The following is a 19,723-nucleotide window of genomic DNA, read 5'->3' on the forward strand; positions in this document are numbered from 1 at the left end:
GCCGGCGATACCGCATGAGCGATGGTGGCCCATTCAGCGTCACGCCTCGTCGTGAGCCAGATACCGCGCGTCTGGGACGGCGGCGGCGATGCGTCGCAGGAAGGGAGCAGCGTCCACGAACTGCTCCAGATGAAGAACGCCACGGCCAGGACCGTGACCGGCGAGCAACTCGCGAGCCACCTCCGCCGCGACCCGCCCCGTCAGCATCGCCTCTCGTCGGCCTTGCAGAGTCGCGACCCGCGTCGCGGGTATGCCCGCGGAGTGCCCCCTCGCCTTCGCCAGTACCGAACACACATCCGAGCCCGCGTGGACCCGCAGGGCCAGCCAGGTCGCGGCACGTCGAAGTGGTGGCCATCGCAACAGCCGGCCCATCCCCAGCCGGACGGCGAGCGCGGCCAGACGGCTCAACCCAGGCGGGTCGAAGCACAGCCATGTCGACACAGTGGGAACGGACAACGTGCGTGCAACGGTTCGTTGGTCCGGGAAGTTGAACCGCCACGCCCGGCGCGGCCTCGATTCTCCTGGGAAGTGGACCCAGGTGGCTTCGTGGAACCCGTGGACACGGTGGAGTTGTCCCTGTCGGTAGACGTCAAACGGCGCGGAGAGGTTCTCCAGCGTCCATCCGATGGCCGCCGCGCCGTGAATGTCGCCGCCACCCAGCAACACGAAGAGGTCCACTTGCTCCACCGTGTCGAGCTGAGACGTTGCCCGCGCCGCCAGGACCTGCGTGAGCCCCGGAGCTACGCCCACGCTGAGCACGGCGGTGCTTCCCGTCTGGGCCGCGACGGGCGCCAGTCCCTCGAAGGCGGACAAAGACGCCTCCGACGCCGTCACATCCACGTAGTCGAGGCCTGAGCGCAGGCAGTGCTCGACGAACGACAAGGCTTGTTGGTCCAGGCACATCACCACGAGCGCAACACCGTCCAGGTGCGCCACGGCCTCGGGCGCGGTGACGTCAAGCGCCCGCGCCCGTGTCCCCTCCCCCGTGCGCCGCGCGAGCGACTCCGCCTTGGCTCTGCTGCGGCCTGCCACCACCACGCGACCCGGGAAGGCGGGAGCCAGGATGCGAACGACCTCCTGCCCCACCTGCCCGTAGCCGCCCACCACGAGGATGTCCCCGGTGCGTCCCACAGCGTCCATCATCGAACCTCTCCGTCACGCGTCCGGAAGGGTTCTGCCGCCAGTTCCCGTGGAATGCGACCAAGGTCCGTGAACATCATCTGTGCGGACCACGCATCAATGCCCTCGCTCTCGAACATCGAAGCCTTCGTTCGCGCCGCCGAGCACGGTGACTTCACCCGTGCGGCACGAAAGCTCCAGCTCACCGCTTCGGCCGTGAGCCGGCGCATTGCCCGCCTGGAGGAGGAACTGGGCGTCGTGCTCTTCCAGCGGACAACCCGTGCCATGCAACTCACCGAGGACGGCCGTGCGTTCTACGCCCGCTGCCAGCGCATCCTCAAGGAACTGGAGGATGCGAAGGAGTCGCTCTCCCGTTCCCGGCACAGGCCCGTGGGCGTGCTCCGGGTGGACGCGCCACAAGTCATCGGTCAGTTGGTGCTCATGCCGGCGCTGCCTCGCTTCCTCACGGCGTACCCTGGCGTCGAGCTGCGCCTGACACTCCGGGACGAGGTGGTGGACCCCATCACCGAAGGCGCCGACGTGCTCCTGAGACTTGGAATCCTGGAGGACTCGCGGCTGGTGGCCCGGAAGCTGGGAACCACACGGCTACTCGCCTGCGCCGCCCCCGCATACCTGCGGCGCCACGGCCGGCCAGAGACGGTGGCGGACCTGCTCCGGCACAACTGCCTGGGTTTTCTCCGAGAGAGCGCGCCTGCCTCCTGGCTGCTGCATGACGGGAGCAACCCGCTGAGCGCCGAGCCCCGAGGCACGTTCCACACGAACCACGGTGCCACCTTGCGTGAGGCGACCGTGCTGGGCCTCGGCATCGCCCAGCTCTTCGACTTCATGGTGACCCGCGAATTGGAATCTGGAGCGCTCGTGCCCGTTCTGGAAGAACAGGCGGGTGCGCCCCGCCCCATCCATGCTTTGTACCCGCGCGGCAAGCACCTTCCCTCACGGGTTCGCGTCTTCTTGGACTTCGTGGCTACGCTCTTCCCCCGGTGAGCGGAGACCAAGTCGTTGGGCAGGAGGAGCTTCATGCACAAGGCAGATGACGCGCGGCGCGGCTCACTCGACACCGTGCTGCGCGAGCGATTCGGACTGACGGACTTTCGTCCTGGCCAGAGAGAAGTCCTTGAGGCCCTGCTCGGTCCGAACGCCGCGGCGCTCGCGGTGTTCCCCACGGGTGGCGGCAAGTCGCTCTGTTATCAGCTTCCGGCGTTGCTGCTGGAGGGCATCACGGTGGTGGTCTCACCGCTGATTGCGCTGATGAAGGACCAGATTGACGCCCTGGCTCGGCAGGGCATCCGCGCCGCACGGATGGACGCCTCGCTGTCGGTGGAGGACTCACGGGAAGTCACGCAGGCGCTGCGTGAGGGTTCGCTCAAGCTGTTGTACGTGGCGCCCGAGCGCTTCAACAACGAGCGCTTCACCGCCCTGCTCCGTGAGCTGCGCATCTCCCTGTTCGCGGTGGATGAGGCGCACTGTGTCTCGGAGTGGGGCCACAACTTCCGGCCGGACTATCTGAAGCTGGCGAAGGCCGCGAGGGAGCTGTCGTCCGAGCGAGTCCTCGCGCTCACCGCCACGGCGACGCCCTCCGTCGTGCGGGACATCTGCCAGGGCTTCGGCATCCCCGAGGAGAACGCGGTCGTCACGGGCTTCTACCGGCAGAACCTCACGCTGGAGACCACCCCGGTGCACGCCGAGGTCCGCGACGCACTGCTCCTCGAACGGCTCGGTTCCCGAGCGCCCGGCCCCACCATCGTCTACGTCACGCTGCAGAAGACCGCCGAGCGCGTGGCCGCGTTCCTCTCCGCCGAAGGTCTCCCCGCCAGCGCCTACCACGCGGGCCTGGAGTCGGAGGTCCGTGAGCGGGTGCAGGAAGCCTGGATGGCCTCCTCGAATGGAATCGTCGTGGCCACCATCGCGTTCGGGATGGGCATCGACAAAGCGGACGTGCGGGCCGTGTATCACTACAACCTGCCCAAGGGCCTGGAGAGCTACAGCCAGGAAATTGGCCGCGCCGGGCGCGATGGCGCGCCGTCGGTGGTGGAGCTGTTCGCGTGTCCGGATGACGTCCCCAGCCTGGAGAACTTCGCGCTTGGGGACACGCCCACGCGGGAAGCGATTCAAGGCCTGGTGACGGAGTTGCTCAGCCTGGGGCCAGAGCTGAGCGTCGACATGTTCGCATTGTCCAGCCGACATGACGTGCGGCCGCTCGTGCTGCGCACGGCGCTGACGTACCTGGAGCTCGAAGGCGTGTTGAGGCAGGGCACGCCGTACTACGCGGGTTACAAGGTGCAGCCGCTCGTGTCCCTCGATGCGCTCGTGGGGCGCTTCCAGGGAGAACGGGTGCAGTTCCTGCGCGACGTGTTTGCCCAGGCGAAGAAGGGGCGCACCTGGTATTCGCTGGATCCGGCCGAGGTGGCGAGCTCGCTACGACAGCCCCGCGAGCGGGTGGTCCGGGCCATCGAGTATCTCGAGGAGCAAGGACTCGTGTTGCTCCAGGTCGCCGAGCCGCGTCAGCGCTTCACGCGGCTGCGCTCCCAGGAGGACGCCGCGGCGCTCACCGCGCTCCTCCATCAGCGCTTCCAGCAGCGCGAAGCCCAGGAGGTCACGCGTGTCCGGGACGTGCTGAAGCTCGTCACCCACGCGGGGTGCCAGAGCAATGCGTTGGTCGCCCACTTCGGACAGCGGAGGGAGCAGCCGTGTGGGCATTGCACCTTCTGCCGGACCGGGGAGGCCCAGGTGCTTCCCGCGGTGCGCCGGAAGCCGGCACTGCCCGCGGGCCTCGACGTGGCGGGCTTCCGAGCCCTGGCCGCGAAGCATCCCGAGGCGCTCGGGCACCCGAGGCAGGCCGCGAGGTTCCTCTGTGGGTTGAGCAGTCCCGCCCTCACGCGGGCGAAGCTCAGCGGCCACAAGTTGTTCGGCGCGCTGGAGGGCTGGCCCTTCGCGGAGGTGCTGGAGTTCTGTGGCCGACCGACCGTGAGTTGACGGGCCTTACCCCCGGTCGAGCATGCCCGCGCGGTAGTCCTCGAAGGCCTGGCGGATCTCCTCGCGGGTGTTCATGACGAACGGGCCGTACTGGACGATGGGCTCACGCAGAGGGCGTGCGGCGGCGATGAGCAGCTCACTCCGGCGATTCCTCGCGCGCACGCGTAGCCGGCTCCCCGGACCGAGCACCGCCAGCGAGCCCTCGCGTACGGGCTTCGACGTGTCTTCGGGGCCCACGTCCACCTCGCCCGCGGACACGAAGGCGAAGGCGGTGTGCTCCGCCGGTGTGTCGAGCTCGAATGGACGGTCGTCCTCGAGCGCCAGGGTCAGCAGGAGCGGCTGCGTGGGGCGCTCACGCACGGGACCCTGGAGGCCGTTCATGTGGCCCGCGATGACACGCGCGCGGCTCCCCGAGGGCGACAGGCGCTCCTCCGCGAGCTGCGCTGGCGTGTGGTCCTGGTAGGCGGGCGGGCACATCTTCTCCTTCGCGGGGAGGTTGAGCCAGAGCTGGAAGCCGGACATCAGCCCCTGCACCTGCTCCGGCATCTCCGAGTGGATGAGGCCACGGCCCGCGGTCATCCACTGCGAGCCCCCTCCGGCGATGAGCCCGCTGTTGCCACGGCTGTCCCGGTGGCGCATCCGCCCGTCGAGCATGACGGTGACTGTCTCGAAGCCCCGGTGAGGGTGATTCGGGAAGCCGTTGATGTAGGCCCCGGGGTCATCGGAGTGGAACCGGTCGAGCATGAGGAACGGGTCGAGGTTCCGCAGCGCGGGCTGCCCGATGACCCGCGTCAACTGGACCCCTGCCCCATCCGTCGCGGGGATGCCCTCAAGCGTCTGCACCACGTTGCGCTGCGACTTCAGGATGACCGCGGGAGCATCCGAACGTCGGCACCCCACGGCCGAGGCGGCCACGAGCAGGCCTGACTGGAGGAGGAAGCGGCGGCGGGAGGTGGCGTTCATGAAGGCCTTGCCGGAAACCGAGCGTGCATCCCCGAGCCTCCACCGGACGGCCCCCGGAGTCCATGCACGCGGCGAGCATCCCCCAGAGCCGGGTGATAGAGACCCTTGAGGAGGACGCCCTCTCGACCAATGTGAGTGAGACAGTCCGTTCCCGGCTGGCTTCACCGTGTCTCCGTCGCGCTGTATTGCTACGCCTTCCTCGTTGAGGAACGCACGCGGCGTTCCCCCTTGGCCCGAGGGGCGGCTGAAGCCCACGCGCAGTCACACCCGGCCTGAGCGCCGCTTCCACGACGGCTTCATCACCGCACGGCTCGTGATGGCGCGAGGGATTGCCACCGGGTTGCCTCGCGGCCCCACCTGCCACCGCACCAACCACCTCCGCGCCTCACGTCGCCTGTCCGGTCTCCTTATCCATTCCTCGGACCCCTGACGCAGCAGTGCCAATTGAACCAGTCTCTGCGGACGTCAGGGCGCGCTGTCACATGAAATCCAAGTGCAATTGTTCCTGAACGCATGAGTGAAGTGATATCCGTCGCCGTCCGCATCCAAGACATCCCATCGATGCTCGCGAATGTAGTACTCCTGCACGCCGCAGGCCTGCCACCAAGGGCAAGCCCAATAACTAGCGCTGTGCTGCCAGTACTGCACCGACTCTCCTGCAAAAAAGACCCAAGATCCCCATGGAGCACCATCATAAGAGGCCTGCAGCCTCACACTTCCCCTGTAGGGTCCGAGCCTGACAAACGACGTCTTGGCAGGCGAATGCGCCCATCCATGGCCGGTTATATTGGGGTGGCAGCCGAAGAACTCCCCGGCTTTGAAGCAGGCGGTATCTCTCCAGAGTTGGCCATCGGCACCCGTCCATGACTGGGTGACATCCGGGGCAAATCCCTCTGAAGATTCCAGTTTGGCAACAGCCTCATCTCGCGCAGAAACATGGGATCCAGCAGGGGCCTCACTGGGCGATGCGGCCCTGACCAATGCGTCTGGCGGTGTCGCGCCTCCCGTAAGCCGGCGATAGAGTTCGACGGCGGGGCGACCTGCAACATCCTCGTCACGCAAGACATGTCCATTTTCAACGGGCCCGCGCTCCATGACAAGCAGGCCGCCGGCCCCCAGTTCATAGAATTCAACAAAATGTTCAGGCGCCACTTCTACACGAGCAACCAAGTGGTTGATTTCATCGAGCTTTGGACCCAGCCTCTGCCTGGCATCCAATGCGGCCACCGGATTGGACTCGTACAACTGGTCGATGCGCTGGAGGGACAACTGCGCTTCAGCCAGCGACGAAGGGTTGATGTCTATTGACGTTGAATCTTCACCAAAAGAGTCGCCGCATCCTGACACACCAAGAGCAACCGCCAACAGAAATCCCAGCCGAAATGGACACATACTCCTCATTGAACATCCTCCGATTCGCAGACGGCGTACCCCATTTGACTCGCGACCTCGTGCGCATCATGCTTTTCTGCGTCACCCATCACTGAATGACCTGATGAACCACAATCACAGTCGACCAGCCTGACGCCTTTCGTCAAGATCGCATGGCATGACAATTCGTTGACTCCGAGCCCCCAGTCTGACAGTCGACACTTCATCAGGCACGTCTGACAGGCCCCACGTCGGAGTTCGGTTGCGATTGTCTCTCGACTGCGAGTTGCTTGTCCCCCTGTAGCCCGATCCTCAATCGCGCGCCTTCTGCGGGCTCACTTCATGGCCCTGTTTCTCCAGTTCCGCGGCCAGCTCCCTCGCGCTCTTGCATGTCCAGCGCAGCTGGCGACTCCGGGGATCCCCAGGGCTTGCGTCAACCCCGGCTGGGCTACTTCCACTGGGAGCCGGCCCGCGCCCTTGCGCCGCACCCGCGCTCCTGACGGCCTCTTCCCGATCGCCTCGTCGCGCCCCGCGCGCACCGTCATGCGCGACAGCCCGTCGCCCGTGCGACCGCAGTGACGCCGCCTCGCCCCAGCGCGCGAGTGCCTCGGCGCCTGCCCAGCGGCGCGTCACCCGCTCATCCATGCCGTCTCGGAGTGCCTGGTAGCGCTTCGCTACGGCCTTTTCCGCGTCCAAATCCGGCCAACACGCCCGGTTGCCTGTCTATTCGCCTGTTCGGACAAGTAATTACTGACCGAACCTAAGCCGCGGCTCGACGAGTTGCTCGTGTGAGAAGCGGAGATCTGCGGTGGCGAGTCCGCGAGGCTGACTGCTCCCGGGGCATTCACTGCATGTGACCAGTTCAGAACACTCGTCGCCCGGACAGGCCAGCCTCTTCTGCAAATCAACTAAAACCAAAGTGCCTTGCCATCCCACCTCAAAGGAGTTCCACATGGCAGTTCAGGCGACAGTTAAACACCTTCAACTCAGCGCAGCGATTGTCTCGGCAGCAGCCTTACTGAGCGCCTGCGGAGGGCCTCTTGCCGACGAGGAGGGCGATTTGGGAATGGGCAACACCGTCACCGCACTCAACATCTATCCGCCAACGGTGACAATGGGCTGTTGGAGAGACAATCAAACCAGCACTTACGATTGCTCCGGCAGCGCAAGCAACGGCGTCGCACCCTACACATACCAGTGGCAGGTAGTGGATGACTACGGTGGCGGTTCGACGAGTTCCTACTGGCACAACGGTACTACCTCGAATAGCGGTTATTGCGGGTGGGGGTTCTATACATACGGAACGTACTACACCAAGTACGTCCGGTTCCGCGTCCTTGACGCCAACAGCTACGTGTCGAACGTGGTGGAGCGGAGTCTCGACTGCTGGTCACCGAATGAGTAAGTTGCCTGGAAGATGCTGAGCACGCTCGGTGGCTTGCACGAGCGTGCGCAGTCCCGTCCTGGTTCTACAATCGTAGTTCGGGACGGGCCTCCTGTTGAAGGAACTGGAGGGGGAGCGCGGAGCCTTCCCGTGGTGGCGACAGTAGACGCAGAGGCCCGGCGTGCGCCCGAGGCGGCGCTGGTGCGCGGTCTGGCGGTGGAGTTGGAGGCGCTGAGCGCCCGGCTGCAGCCCCACTTTCCGCGGCGCGAGGCGCGAGAGGCAGCGCTCGGGTACGTGCGGGCGCTGCTCGGCCGGGCGGAGCGCAAGAATGCGTGGGGTCTGGCCGAGGACGCAGGCCATGCTGCTCCTTACGCATTCCAGCACCTGCTGCTGCGCGCGAAGTGGGACGCGGACTCCTTGCGCGACGATGTCCTCGGCTACGCGCGCGAGGTGCTGGGTGAGGGCGGCGTGCCGGCGGTGGACGAGACTGGCTTTCTCAAGAAGGGCGACAAGTCGGTCGGAGTCGCGCGCCAGTACACTGGGGCGGCGGGCCAGGTGGAGAATGCCCAAGTCGGCGTCTTCCTCGCATACGTGACGCCGAAGGGCCATGCGCTCGTCGACCGCGAGGTGTACCTGCCCGACGTGGGCCACGGACGCCGCGCGTCGGCGCGAGGCTGGTGTGCCCGAGGAGGTGGCCTTCGAGTCGAAGGGTGCCCTCGCGCAGGGCATGTTGCAGCGTGCGCTCGCCTCGGTACTGAAGCCCTCGTGGGTGGTGGGCGACGAGGTGTACGGGCGCGACGGTCCCCTGCGCTGATTCCTCAAGGACATGCGCCAGCCGTACGTGCTGGCAGTGGCCTCCAACACCCATGTGTGGCGCGGTATTGGCCAAGTGAAGCCTGGGGACGTGCTGCTCGAGTTGCGCGAGGAGGACTGGGTGGAGCTTGGGCTTGCCCGATTTGGCTCTCCCTCACTTTGTGTGCGCTCCCTCGGAAGCGCAGGCAGACGCAGCAGGGCGCCATTGGAGACAATCTCCCCGGGAAGGCCCGGATTTCGAGCCGGACTCTCTCTCCAGTCTTTGACGACGGACAGGCTCGCTCCCTCGGAGTCCGCGCACCTGAACAGCACCTCTCGTGAACCCGCCCTGTGCCACGCGTCACTCAAAGTGCTGGAGAGCCGATTTCGTGGACAGCTTCGTGAAGCTGCCGCACTTGGGGTTGAGGCGTTCCGCTCCTACTCATCGGGGCAAGCCCATCATGCGATACGCCCACCTGAGCCCGGGCACCCAGAGAGAGGCCGTCGCTGTCCTGGACCGGCCTCTTGCTCTGGCGCGCGGCATACGTGCGACATGGAAGGAGACCGCCGCTAACCGCACGTAACCACTGAACAGTCTAATGCACGAGCCGGGGATCGAACCCGGACGGCCCTTACGGGCCAGCGGATTTTAAGTCCGCTGCGTCTGCCAGTTCCGCCACTCGTGCCAAGTGAAATTAGGTACTTACTGGTCCCTATTGGCCCCGCATTGTTGGAAGAAAGTTGGAACGATTGGAACGGCACCGGTCCACAACATCGCCCTTCCTGAACGAGGAGGGGCGCTTCACTCCTAGTGACAGCGCCAATCTGGCCGGAGGATTTTGGACCGGCTCCGCGCCACCAGCAAGCCGAAAGCACCTGGGCGGGGAAGCCCCGTGGCTAGGCCGTCGTCACGTCATCCGGCTTGCGATTGCCGCGACCGCGAGGCGGCGTGAGCCCCATCGCATCCAGCGCCTCTTCGGCCTGAGCTGCCCGCGCCCTGAGTTCCGCAGCGGCATCCGCCTTCGTGAAGGTGCCTCCAATCCAGGCGACTAGGTCTGCGGCCAGCTCACCGGCAGACTGGTAGCGCTCGCGGGGGGAGACTCGAAGGAGCCGGTTCAGCGTCACGCGCAGCCCCTGGGGAAGCCCCTCCGTCATCGCGTCCACGTCCGCATCCGTCAGCGTCGCGGCACGCCAAATCGCGTCCTCGACCATGGATGATGCCCCCGCCAGCGTGGCCCGCTCGATTGCCTGCGAAACCCGCCGACGCTTCTTCGCGGACAGCGAGCCCATGACTTCGGGGGTGAGGATATCCGGGCAGAAGAGCAGATTCTTCCCCGTCGCCAGTTCGAGAAGCACCACCCCCAGCATGAAGAGGTCCGAGCGCGCATCGACGCGCCCGCCAAGCAGCATCTCTGGCGACGAATAGAAGTAGTCCCCTCCCGGGCCGCGAACAGAGGAAGCCACGCGTCCCGGCAAGTCGGACAGCGCGAGACCGAAGTCGCCGAGCCGAACCGAACCGTCCCAGTCGACGAAGATGTGCGCAACGTCGATGGCGCGGTGAACGATGTTCAAGGGGCGCCCGCTGGCGTCCTTCGCCGTGTGCGCGTACTCAAGCGCTGCCGCCACCTGCGAGCCCACGAACATCACGAAGAGGGGTGAGAACCATCGACGACACTCGACGACGAGCGTTAGCAGCTCGTTCAAAGAATTCCCGGATGGATGCTCGGCGCTGACGTACCAGTAGCCCTCAACCTTGTGGAGCCCATGGACCTTGAGGATTGCCGGGTGAGAGAGAGAGGCCGCAAGGCGAACCTGCTCATCAAGCTTTGCTCGCGCCCGCCGAACCCGGCCCCCTTCCTTCTCCGATGGCGCGGGAACCGCCTTCAGAAGCACCTTCCCACGAGGCGCCCCCGAAGCGGCTCGCAGCCGTGCCACGAAGAGGGACATCCCATGGTGTGTCGCCCCCAAGTCCTCGCGGAACTCGTAGCCGACCCCATCCGCCGAGAAGAGAATCGCCCCTGGCGGGAGCTTGAACTCGATTGCTTTCGACATGCCGTTTTCCCTCGTGCGCGGACTCGCGACCAACACGACGAACGAAGCTACCTGCCGCATCCAGCCGAGGGAACGCCTTCACAGGTAAGGGGGACAAAACGGCTTGGTCAGCCCAATTTCGGCCTCCTACCTATTACGTCCTTTCGGGGCTCTCATGGCCAGCGGTCCACGACGTAGCCGCCTCCGGTGTTCACCGACTTCACTCGGCCGTCTTCGTAGTCCTTGGCAGGCGACTCGACCACGAAGCAGATGGGGCGTTCGTCCTGTCCCGGCAGCTTCACACGGTCGTAGCGGATGACCAATGCAGGCCCCTCCGAGCGCCCCATGCGGTCAGAGAGGAAATACGCCTTCCCGTAGAAAAGTGTCCCGGGCGGCGCGACTGCTCGTTGCCGTCGTTCAACTCCCTTGGGAACAACCCCCACCACGTCAGCCCCTGCGGTGAACCAAACTTGTTCAAACGGGCCCTGGCGACTATCAAGGGTGACGCGGAATGGCTCGTTAATCTCCCAGCGAAGGTCTTCCCGCATCGTCTCTTCCGCACCAGACGGGCAGGTGAACGACTCAGGCCGAATCTGAGCCCCGGGGCAGCCCGCCGCGAGCGCCGCGACGAGCGTCATCGTCGCGCAGTCGGCAACAGCGGTGGCCTTCGTCCTCCCGCCCGACGGGCGTCCTTGGGTCGGGGCCTTGGGTGACGGAGTCGTCTTCACAGTTGAACCTTCCTTCGGAGCGGCAGTCTCAGGGCCCGTCAGCAGCACAGGCGGGGGGCTAGGTGGTGACATAGCAGGGGCGGCCGATACGAGCGGCGCGGAGTGTAGGGAACTGAGAGATGGTGGAGCACTCGCAACCTGCGGCTCTCGTGGCTGCGTCTGCTCCCCCTGGCCGAGCCAGAAGCCCTCGGCTACGACAAGGGCGATGAGGGCAGCGAGGCCCCCCAGGAGCCCACGCCATTTCCGGACAGTACGCGTAGGCGCCCCAGGAAGGCTTGAGTTCGCAACTGGGGGCATCCGCTGTTCCAATGGCCCCCCCTGCCGCTGCTCGGATGGTGGATGCACCGGGGACAGGTACTCCGCGCTCGAACAGGCCAGGAGTTCGCCTAGTTCGCGACGTAGTGCCTCGGTGTCGACGGGGCGCTTTGCAGGGTCACGCGACAGGATGCTTGTGACGAGGTCGTTCAGCGCTTCCGGAACGCGCTCGTTCAACGCACGCGCAGGAGGCGGCGACATGAGCGTACTGTTGAGCGTGGTTCGCGCTTGGACCTCGGTCGGTCGGGGGTCGGTCAACAGCTCATAGAGCATTGCCCCCACGGCGAAAATCTCATCCGCGACGCGAAACGCGTACTTCGCGCGATGGTCGGCCTTGTGCTCCCGGAGCCATTTGAACTGTTCCGGTGCGCGAAAGCGGTCCGTTCCCGGAGGTAAGCCACCATCCGTCAGTTCTTCGGCCAACGAGTAACTCGCACAGCTAAAGTCGATGATGATTGGCTCGCCGTCGCTCTTCCGAATCAGAACGTTGGACAGCTTCAAGTCCCGATGCAGAACGCCCCGACTGTGCATGTAGGACAGTGCGGTGCAAAGCTTGTCGAAAACCTGCAAGACCTCCCGCACCGTGGGATGTTTCCGCTCCGCCCACTCCGCTAGCGTCCAACCATCAATGTATTCAAGCGCGAGATAGACGTTCCCATGCTCGGAGTACCCATACCCACGATGCTTGACGATGTTCGGATGGTCCAGGAGTAGAAGCGCCGAAAGCTCCCGAAGTGTCCTTGCATGAGTTTGCTTGTCGTCCCCGCTTGAATCCCGGTGACGCGCCAGCTTGAGCGCGCTCCTGCGGCCGTTCTTTTCAACGAGGAAGACGACGGCAAAACCACCATTCCCAATCTCTTTGATGACGCGCCAGCCATCAACGAACATCCCGGCACGCGGAAATAGCGAAATTACCTTCATGGAGTCGCCCCAGAAGCTGACTTCGGAAAGCGCACATTGGGAATCTTGAGCGTGCGCCCATCCCCAACCAACTCCAAAGTAAAAACCGGGCTCACAGTCAATTGCGGCAGTTCCGCGACCACCAACACCTGTCGCTCCGCTCCTGGCTGAATCGCTGTTTTATCTATCATCACAATCCGAGCGTGGAGCGGCAACCCAACTCTGCCCGTCAACATCGCCACCCTTGGAAGCCATGGCACCTGCCCAACATAGTTAATCACTCTCGCGTCTATCAGCGCCCATCCTTTCCCCCGATAAGCTATCGCCGACTGCACGAGAAAGCCTCGTTCAGCGTCGTCATAACCCTTAATTGGCGTAGCTGAGACACCTTCCTTGTCGACAAGTCCCAGCAACACGAAGTCTTCAGGTTGGGGTGCTCGCGGCTCATCAACGGGGCATGCTGCTCCCGCCAACTCCGGACGCTGAACGTTGATTTGAATGTCTACTTCGGTCGGGTCTGTCACCAGCTCGAAAGCAGCTCGCGCGGGTGCCCTGCCATCCGCGAAGAAGACGCCAATCTCGTAGCGCTCGCCTTCCGTGATGTCCGCCACGGGCTGAACGATGACCGAGCGTTCCCCGGCATCCAGGACGTGAATCCTCGACTCGTCGAAGGTGAGCGTCTTCCGGTTGATGGGGGCCGGGAACAGGAAGACCGTCGGTGTGTCGCGCGCCACCCGGACGACAGGAAGGGCATCGGCGGGGCTACTGGCGACGACCACTGAGCGCTTGCGAACAGCGCGCTCCACTTGCGCCGCCGCGACTGGCGTCGCAGTCCCCCACACGAGAACAAGAGTAAGGACCAATCTGGCCGGTTGGCTCAAAGGCGCATGACCTCCCGGTGCCACACGCTACCATCGGAAGAACGCGCGCTGTGGAACCATCTACCGCGCCACGCTACCGGGAGCGGCAGGGCCCCCCTCGCGCCCAACGGAACGCCCCTCGCTCAAAGCAGTTCGCCCCGGCGCAACTGTGAGCGGCGCCGGAGCGAGGTCAGTGGCTGAGGTGGGGTGGTTCAGACCTCTTCGAACTTACCACCAAAGATGCCATTCGCTTCGAGGGCATCCTTAATCTCCTCGTCGACAATAAGCGGCACACGCCATCCCCACAGTCGGAACACCCGCGCCGCGCCTACCTTCGACTTGTCGATTCTCAACCCTATGACAGAGCAATACTCACCGATCCTGTCCGTATACTCCTCTGCGGTGCGCACTTGCACCTCTTCTGAAGCTTCTTCGTCAATACAACGAATCCTCCGAGCCACATTGAGCAAGAAGTAGGGCCTTGACTCTCCCTCAACATCAACAGGAAAGAGCTGAACGTCATTGGGCGCCATCTCGCGAAAAACGGATGCAACGCGCTCACTGACAACAGGGGCGAATCCAACTCCTGCAAAATCAATATCGAGCACTACTCCGGATCGTCGAACTGGAAAACGAAGCTTTTCGAAAAGCTCAACCGCCTTCCCGTCAGAAAACTGCCAGATATCTTCGATCTCCTTGCCATCCATGCCGGTCGGATCCCCAAGATACCAGCGCCCCTTAACGTACTCGTCTGTTCCCAAATCAAAGAACCTTCGCTCCACAGCTTACTCCTCGGCATTCTTAGTAATGAACTTCCGCAGCTTCGACCCCTTCCTTACGAGGTCCCGAGCAATTCTGGCAAGTTCCCTCTCAAGCGCTACGCGGCACGCTGCGGGGGAGCCACATCGCACCGTTGCATCGTTAACCCGCGAGAAAACAGCCTTGTGATACTCGGCAGGATGCGACCCCTTATGACCTCGAACCCGAACCAGATTTGCAGGGTCATTAAGCGTCATGCCAGCTCTATCAAAAATCACCTGAAAGCGCTGGGTCCACGGACCACCCGTCCTGTCTGATTTTTCATTTTTGTCAGTGCAAATATGGTGAATCTCTCCCTCGGGGTCACCCTGAACGCCCCCAACAGCTCCCACCGCAGCCCCAGGGCTCGCGCCTGCGCCCATCGCGACTGCGGCGACCGCCGTCGGTGCGAGCGTCACGTTCAGCACCCCAGCCGACGAAATCGAGATCGCCTGAACCTCCCCGGCCAGCGCGCCCGCTAGTTGGAAGCCCCCCTCAAGCTGCGCCCGGGAAGCCGCCTGCGCGAAGCCCGGCATCTTCGGTCCCTGCGCCGCCATCGCGCTCTTCCCGCCCAGCGCGGACAGCGCGACGATCACCAGGACGCGGGCCCCGTTATCCCCCAGCACCTTCCCGAAGCGATGCCCGGCCCTCTCCAGGTCCGCGAAGCCCGCCGCGTCCCGAGACTCGTCGAGCAACCTCAGAAACCCCTGCCCGAGATTCCACACCGGCCCCGTCCCAAGGTAGGCGATGAGAGATGCCGTCAGGGCAATCGCGATGACCTTCGTAATGGGCTCGGGCGCGACCAGCATCACGAGCGCCGTCCCAATCATCGTCGTAACCATCGCTCGCAGGGCGACAGGATTCACCATGTCGCGAATCGCATCCTCGACGCCCGCCCACACCGTGTCGAGCGCGAAGTAGAGCGCGAGCATCCGTCGCTCCGAGGGCCCCAGCGAAAACCCACCAGACAGCATGCTCAGGCAGCTATGGGGCTCGTCCTGCCGCTGGCAGATGCGCTCATATGCCGAAGGGACAGACCTGGCCTGCGCGCCGTCAACGAGCCCTCCGGACGACGCGAGCAACGAGCGGCGACCGTCCTCCTCAACCTCCCTGAAGGCGACATCGAGCCGCATGTCGAGCACGAGCTGCGCGACAGCACGCTTGAACTCGTCGCTGCCTATTTCGACAGGGTCGGACTCAACGGGGGTGAAGGCGATTGGCTCTCCGCGCCCCGTATTCAGATGCACGACACGAGTCGACGCGCACCCGCTCGCAAACAGCAACAGTGCAGCAATTCCTAAAGCTCTCATGCAGCCCCCGGGTCAGCCGCCAGGACATCGGCAGGCAGGGGGCCACATAGCAACCGCGTCTGACAATCTCCATGGTCCTACGAGACTATGGGAACCTTACAGGTCTACTGCATTGCCAGCCTCTACCGCGCCCAGGACGGACTAACATGGCAGGCCGACGAGCAGCGCCGCGAACCGCAGGCCAGGTCGCCCCCGTGCCAAGCCCCTCGGGCATTCCGGCAGACCTACTTTACCATTCACTGTCGCTTATGTATGAAGGCGGCCGGGCGGCTGCGGTGAGTACGTAGTTCACGGCGTCGCGAGGTCTCAGACCGACCGCGCCGATTCCGCAGCCGCCCACTGTCAGTTCGCCAGCTTCGCTACGGCGAACCCGGCCCCGAGCCCGACAAGCAGGGCCACGACGGCGACCGTGAAGGACACGTCCCCGGCCTGCTCGCGCAACGATTCGTTCTCGGCGCGCAGCCGCTCAATCTCCGCTGCGGTTCGAATGCAGCGTGTCCTTCCGGCAGACGTGCGTGAAGGGCCCTGGTGCCCCCCGGTACCGTCCACGGCCCATTGGAGCGGACCGGGAGAGACACGGTGGCGAGAGGCAGTATAGCAGCGGAAGAGTTGGAGGCGTTGCGCGGGCGGGTGCAGCAGTGGCGGCTGACGCGTAGCCAGCAGGGACGGATGCCAGAGGCGCTGTGGAGGGAGGCGGTTTCGGCGGCGCAGCGCTACGGGGTGTCCCATGTCGCGCGCGCGTTGGGGGTGGGCCACGCCGGGCTGAAGGCCCGGACGTCGGCGGCGCACCCGCCGAAGCGTCAGGCCGGCGCGGCGAGCGGGCCGGACGGCTTCCTTGAGGTGAGCGCCGCGCAACTGCTGGGGCCGGCCCCCGCCGCCAACCTCGTCATTGAGTACGTGGCTCGGGAGGGCAGCCGACTGACGCTCACCGTGCCCGCCTCGTGCCAGGGCTTCGACGTGCTGGCCCTGGTGGCCGCGCTGCGGGGCCCATGATTCAAATCACTCCTCAAATGAGAGTGCTGGTGGCCATTGAGCCGGTGGACTTCCGCCGGGGCGTTGATGGGCTGGCGCAACAGTGCCGTGCGGCCCTCGCGGAAAACCCTTTCAGCGGAACGGTATTCGTCTTCCGTAACCGGCAGCGGACGGCGGTGAAGTTGCTCGTCTACGACGGGCAGGGCTTCTGGCTGTGTCACAAGCGCCTCTCCCAGGGGCGGTTTCGCTGGTGGCCCACGGCGAGTGAGGCGGCGGCCCGCTGCGCGCCCACGAGTTGCAGGTGCTGCTGTGCGCGGGCGACGCTTCGGCCACGCAGGCCGCCCCTGAGTGGCGCCAGGTGGGCACGTAGGCCGCGTCGCCCTCCATGGGAGCGAGCCCGGACTCCCACGCCCCAGGCAGGCTTGCGCGCCACAAACCGGTTGTAGCGGGCATGGGCAAGAAGCAGCGCCAGCGGCTGGAGGTGAATCCGGCGGAGTTGGCAGTCATTGTCGAGCGGACGCGCGGGGCACTCAGCCAGGACGACTACGTGAAGCTGAAGGCCGCCATGGACACGCTGGCCTTCGTCACGGCGGAGTTGCAGGCGAAGGGGACGAGTCTCGAGCGGCTGCGCAGGCTTCTCTTCGGCGCGCCCACCGAGAAGACGGACGCGGTGCTGCGCAAGGCGGGACAGCCGGCTGGGCGCGTCCAGCACCAGGAGGAAAAGAAGGCCCCCGCCCCGGGGCACGGACGCACCGCGGCGGCGGCCTACACGGGCGCCAGCCGGGAGAAGGTGGCGCACGCCTCGCTGCACGGTGGGGAGGTGTGCCAGGGCTGCTTGAAGGGCAAGGTGTACCCGCTGCAGGAGCCGTCCAAGCGGGTGCGGGTGAAGGGCATGGCCCCGCTGGTGGCCACCGTGTGGGAGTGCGAGAGGCTGCGCTGCAACCTGTGCGGAGAGGTGTACACCGCCCAGGCGCCCGAGGGCGTGGGCGAGGAGAAGTACGACGAGACGGCCGTGGCCATGACGGGGCTTCTCAAGTACGGCTGCGGGCTGCCCTTCCACCGCATTGAGAAACTCCAAGCAGGCCTGGGGATTCCCCTTCCGGCCGCCACCCAATGGGAGCTCGTCGAGGCCGCCGCCAGCAAGCTTCAGCCCGCCTTCGACGCGCTTGTCAACCAGGCGGCCCAGGCTCCGGTGCTCCACAATGACGACACCGTCATGAAGGTGCTGGCGCTGACGCGGGAGCAGGTGCAGGCGGCCGCCGCGGGGCCCCGCTGAAGCGCACCGGCGTGCACACCTCGGGCCTGCTCGCCGTGGGCCAGGAGCACCCCATTGCCCTCTTCTTCACCGGACGCCAGCACGCCGGAGAAAATCTCGCGGACGTCCTTCAGCAGCGCGCCGCTGAACTCTCAACGCCCATTCAGATGAGCGACGCGCAGACGGCGAATGTGCCCGGGGAGTTCGCCACGCTGTGGGCCAACTGCCTGACGCATGCGCGGCGGGGCTTCGTCGACGTGGCCGCCGACTTCCCGGAGGAATGCACGCGCGTGCTGGAGGCCCTCCGGGAGGTGTACCGGGTGGACGCCGTCGCTCGGAAAGAGGGCCTGACGCCCGCGCAGCGGCTGGCGAGGCACCAGCGAGAAAGCCGCCCCGTCCTGGACGCACTCAAGGCGTGGCTGGAGGAGCAAGTCACCCAGCGCAAGGTGGAGCCCAACTCCGGGTTGGGCCAGGCCATTGCCTACCTGCGCAAGCACTGGGAGGAGCTGACCCTCTTCCTGCGCGAGGAGGGTGCCCCACTGGACAACAACGTATGCGAGCGGGCCCTGAAGAAAGTCATTCTTCACCGCAAGAATGCCCTCTTCTACCAGACGCTGAATGGCGCTCACGTGGGAGACGTCTTCATGAGTCTCATCCACACCGTGGAGTTGTGCGAGGGCAACCCCTTCAACTACCTGGTGGCGCTGCTTCGCCACCCGGAGGCGCTGGCGCAAGCCCCGGACGAGTGGATGCCCTGGAACTACCAGCAGGCACTGGCCGCGGCGGATGCGCCGCCGTCCGGGACCTGACTCACCCAGCCCCTGTCGCGAACGCCGGGCCGCCCATGCCCAGAAATCCGCGCGTCCGGGTGACCCTCAACGCAGGCGCAGCAGCGCTCCGCGCCTGCCCCCATTCTACTGGCCCCCGCCGGCACGCTCACGCACGCTTGCCGAAGGGACACAATGCAGCGGCTCTCCGACAGCCAGCAGCCGCCCTCCACCTCGACGGCTGCCATACCCCCATCCGGGAAGAGCTGAGCGCGCTCGACGCTGATGACCTCCGAGCCCGACGCGGGAACGGCGAGCAGCAAGGCCAGCACGAGCGCGCCGAGCTTCACTTGCCGCCCCGAGAGTCGAGCTGCTCCAGGACAGCAATCGCTGCGGCCTTCTCCGCGACCTGGCCTGCGGCAAGAGCCCCCGCCAGCTCAGCGCGGGCAATGGCGGCGCTCCCGAACAGAATCCGCTTGATGATGGTGAAGCCACCAGCGGCCGTCAGGCCGACTTGCAGGGCCGTCAGCAACAGCGCCAGTGAGAACGGCACCCCGGCCACGAGGGCATTCGCTACCGCCCCCGCCAGGGAGACACCCAGCACGAGGACGGCGCCGCCCCTGTCGGTATTGAAGAACGGGATGAACCCGCCACCGAATCGCCGCAGCAGGTAGACGAGCACCACCACCACCAGGGCGGCGAGCAGCGCGTAGTTCCGGCTCGTCACGGCATCGAGAAGAAGGCGCGCGAACGTGTCCCTCCGCCCGAGCGCACCCGGCAGGCCCTTGAAGTCTGAGCGGAGAGAGTGTTGGGCGGGCCGCCAGCGGCGCGTCGTCAGTCGTCAGAGCACCGACTCGAGCGCGTCCGAGAGGGCCAGCAGCAAGGCCAGCTTCCGCTTCTGGCGGCGGTCGGCGTGGTTTGCATCACCGGCAACCCAGCCGGCGAGGCTCTCGAAGTCATCACGGGTGCCGCTCAATTCGTAGTCCAAGCCCTCGTCTTCGAGCCCTTCGACTCGCTTCGCCGAGGCGAGCACTTCCTCGGAGCATGGGTAGTCGAGGTGCTTGAGCAGCGCGAGCGCGTCGGCGGAGATGTAGATGCGGAGCTTCCTCTGGTTCTTCGGCATGCCGTCCTCCGCCGAGGACCATACGAGAGGGCCACGCCTGC

Annotated in this window: 18 protein-coding genes, 1 tRNA gene and 2 pseudogenes; 9 read left to right on the top strand and 12 right to left on the bottom strand. The window is 65.5% G+C overall.

The window, feature by feature from the left end; genetic code table 11:
• Positions 1 to 39 precede the first annotated feature (39 nt).
• Positions 40 to 1,143, bottom strand: coding sequence for a saccharopine dehydrogenase family protein (locus tag KGD87_RS13570; RefSeq protein WP_284667853.1), 1,104 nt, complete (start codon positions 1,141 to 1,143; stop codon positions 40 to 42).
• A 96-nt stretch (positions 1,144 to 1,239) separates the two neighbouring features.
• On the opposite strand from KGD87_RS13570, the gene KGD87_RS13575 reads away from it, so the two are divergent.
• Positions 1,240 to 2,124: a LysR family transcriptional regulator gene (locus KGD87_RS13575; RefSeq protein WP_284667854.1), complete on the top strand. Its 885-nt coding sequence runs from the start codon at positions 1,240 to 1,242 to the stop codon at positions 2,122 to 2,124.
• A gap of 33 nt (positions 2,125 to 2,157) precedes the next feature.
• Complete coding sequence (locus KGD87_RS13580; protein WP_284667855.1) at positions 2,158 to 4,113, top strand: RecQ family ATP-dependent DNA helicase; 1,956 nt, start codon at positions 2,158 to 2,160, stop codon at positions 4,111 to 4,113.
• Positions 4,114 to 4,119: 6 nt separating this feature from the next.
• On the opposite strand, the gene KGD87_RS13585 is transcribed toward KGD87_RS13580, so the two are convergent.
• The 3 genes and pseudogenes from KGD87_RS13585 to KGD87_RS37055 form a co-directional block, all read right to left on the bottom strand.
• On the bottom strand, positions 4,120 to 5,076 hold the full coding sequence (locus tag KGD87_RS13585; RefSeq protein WP_284667856.1) for a pirin family protein: 957 nt from the start codon (positions 5,074 to 5,076) through the stop codon (positions 4,120 to 4,122).
• 465 nt (positions 5,077 to 5,541) lie between these two features.
• Positions 5,542 to 6,468, bottom strand: coding sequence for a hypothetical protein (locus KGD87_RS13590; protein ID WP_284667857.1), 927 nt, complete (start codon positions 6,466 to 6,468; stop codon positions 5,542 to 5,544).
• Positions 6,469 to 6,780: 312 nt separating this feature from the next.
• Positions 6,781 to 6,873 (bottom strand): annotated as a pseudogene (locus KGD87_RS37055) (ISAzo13-like element transposase-related protein); the annotation flags it as partial.
• A gap of 526 nt (positions 6,874 to 7,399) precedes the next feature.
• On the opposite strand from KGD87_RS37055, the gene KGD87_RS13600 reads away from it, so the two are divergent.
• The 3 genes and pseudogenes from KGD87_RS13600 to KGD87_RS13605 all read left to right on the top strand — a co-directional run bounded on the left by KGD87_RS13600 (position 7,400) and on the right by KGD87_RS13605 (position 8,645).
• Positions 7,400 to 7,852, top strand: a complete 453-nt coding sequence (locus KGD87_RS13600; protein WP_284667858.1) for a hypothetical protein — start codon at positions 7,400 to 7,402, stop codon at positions 7,850 to 7,852.
• Between the two features lie 12 nt (positions 7,853 to 7,864).
• Positions 7,865 to 8,431, top strand: a pseudogene (locus KGD87_RS36885) (transposase); the annotation flags it as partial.
• A 7-nt stretch (positions 8,432 to 8,438) separates the two neighbouring features.
• Complete coding sequence (locus tag KGD87_RS13605; RefSeq protein ID WP_284667859.1) at positions 8,439 to 8,645, top strand: transposase; 207 nt, start codon at positions 8,439 to 8,441, stop codon at positions 8,643 to 8,645.
• A gap of 578 nt (positions 8,646 to 9,223) precedes the next feature.
• Here the strand turns inward: KGD87_RS13605 and KGD87_RS13610 are convergent.
• From KGD87_RS13610 to KGD87_RS13635, 6 genes are all read right to left on the bottom strand, one after another.
• Positions 9,224 to 9,309, bottom strand: a tRNA-Leu gene (locus tag KGD87_RS13610).
• Positions 9,310 to 9,520: 211 nt separating this feature from the next.
• Entirely contained in the window at positions 9,521 to 10,735 is a 1,215-nt protein-coding gene (locus KGD87_RS13615) for a serine/threonine protein kinase (protein WP_284667860.1), read from the bottom strand.
• Between the two features lie 92 nt (positions 10,736 to 10,827).
• The gene (locus KGD87_RS13620) at positions 10,828 to 12,618 is read right to left on the bottom strand and encodes a serine/threonine protein kinase (protein ID WP_284667861.1); all 1,791 of its coding nucleotides are present in this window, start codon (positions 12,616 to 12,618) and stop codon (positions 10,828 to 10,830) included.
• A complete protein-coding gene (locus KGD87_RS13625) occupies positions 12,615 to 13,478 on the bottom strand; it encodes a DUF2381 family protein (RefSeq protein WP_284667862.1) in 864 nt (287 codons plus the stop codon). Before KGD87_RS13625 ends, KGD87_RS13620 begins: the two co-directional genes overlap by 4 nt.
• A 191-nt stretch (positions 13,479 to 13,669) precedes the next feature.
• Positions 13,670 to 14,239 (bottom strand): imm11 family protein, encoded by a 570-nt coding sequence (locus tag KGD87_RS13630; RefSeq protein ID WP_284667863.1) that lies wholly within the window; start codon positions 14,237 to 14,239, stop codon positions 13,670 to 13,672.
• Positions 14,240 to 14,242: 3 nt separating this feature from the next.
• Positions 14,243 to 15,565 (bottom strand): AHH domain-containing protein, encoded by a 1,323-nt coding sequence (locus KGD87_RS13635; RefSeq protein ID WP_284667864.1) that lies wholly within the window; start codon positions 15,563 to 15,565, stop codon positions 14,243 to 14,245.
• Between the two features lie 669 nt (positions 15,566 to 16,234).
• On the opposite strand from KGD87_RS13635, the gene KGD87_RS13640 reads away from it, so the two are divergent.
• Genes KGD87_RS13640 through KGD87_RS13650 form a run of 4 tightly spaced genes read left to right on the top strand, consistent with a single transcriptional unit; the run spans position 16,235 to position 18,601 of the window.
• Positions 16,235 to 16,558: a hypothetical protein gene (locus KGD87_RS13640; RefSeq protein ID WP_284667865.1), complete on the top strand. Its 324-nt coding sequence runs from the start codon at positions 16,235 to 16,237 to the stop codon at positions 16,556 to 16,558.
• A gap of 17 nt (positions 16,559 to 16,575) precedes the next feature.
• Complete coding sequence (gene tnpB / locus KGD87_RS36890) at positions 16,576 to 16,983, top strand: IS66 family insertion sequence element accessory protein TnpB (protein WP_350100792.1); 408 nt, start codon at positions 16,576 to 16,578, stop codon at positions 16,981 to 16,983.
• A gap of 5 nt (positions 16,984 to 16,988) precedes the next feature.
• Complete coding sequence (locus tag KGD87_RS13645) at positions 16,989 to 17,813, top strand: IS66 family transposase (protein ID WP_284665547.1); 825 nt, start codon at positions 16,989 to 16,991, stop codon at positions 17,811 to 17,813.
• Positions 17,814 to 17,824: 11 nt separating this feature from the next.
• Positions 17,825 to 18,601, top strand: a complete 777-nt coding sequence (locus tag KGD87_RS13650; RefSeq protein ID WP_284664239.1) for an IS66 family transposase — start codon at positions 17,825 to 17,827, stop codon at positions 18,599 to 18,601.
• A 304-nt stretch (positions 18,602 to 18,905) separates the two neighbouring features.
• Here KGD87_RS13650 and KGD87_RS13655 read toward each other — a convergent pair whose 3' ends face one another.
• The gene (locus tag KGD87_RS13655) at positions 18,906 to 19,340 is read right to left on the bottom strand and encodes a hypothetical protein (protein WP_350102535.1); all 435 of its coding nucleotides are present in this window, start codon (positions 19,338 to 19,340) and stop codon (positions 18,906 to 18,908) included.
• A 60-nt stretch (positions 19,341 to 19,400) separates the two neighbouring features.
• Complete coding sequence (locus tag KGD87_RS13660) at positions 19,401 to 19,682, bottom strand: hypothetical protein (RefSeq protein WP_284662566.1); 282 nt, start codon at positions 19,680 to 19,682, stop codon at positions 19,401 to 19,403.
• Positions 19,683 to 19,723 lie beyond the last annotated feature (41 nt).

Origin of the sequence: Myxococcus sp. SDU36 (assembly GCF_030168875.1) — a bacterium.
In the GTDB taxonomy this organism is placed as follows: Bacteria; Myxococcota; Myxococcia; order Myxococcales; family Myxococcaceae; genus Myxococcus; species Myxococcus vastator.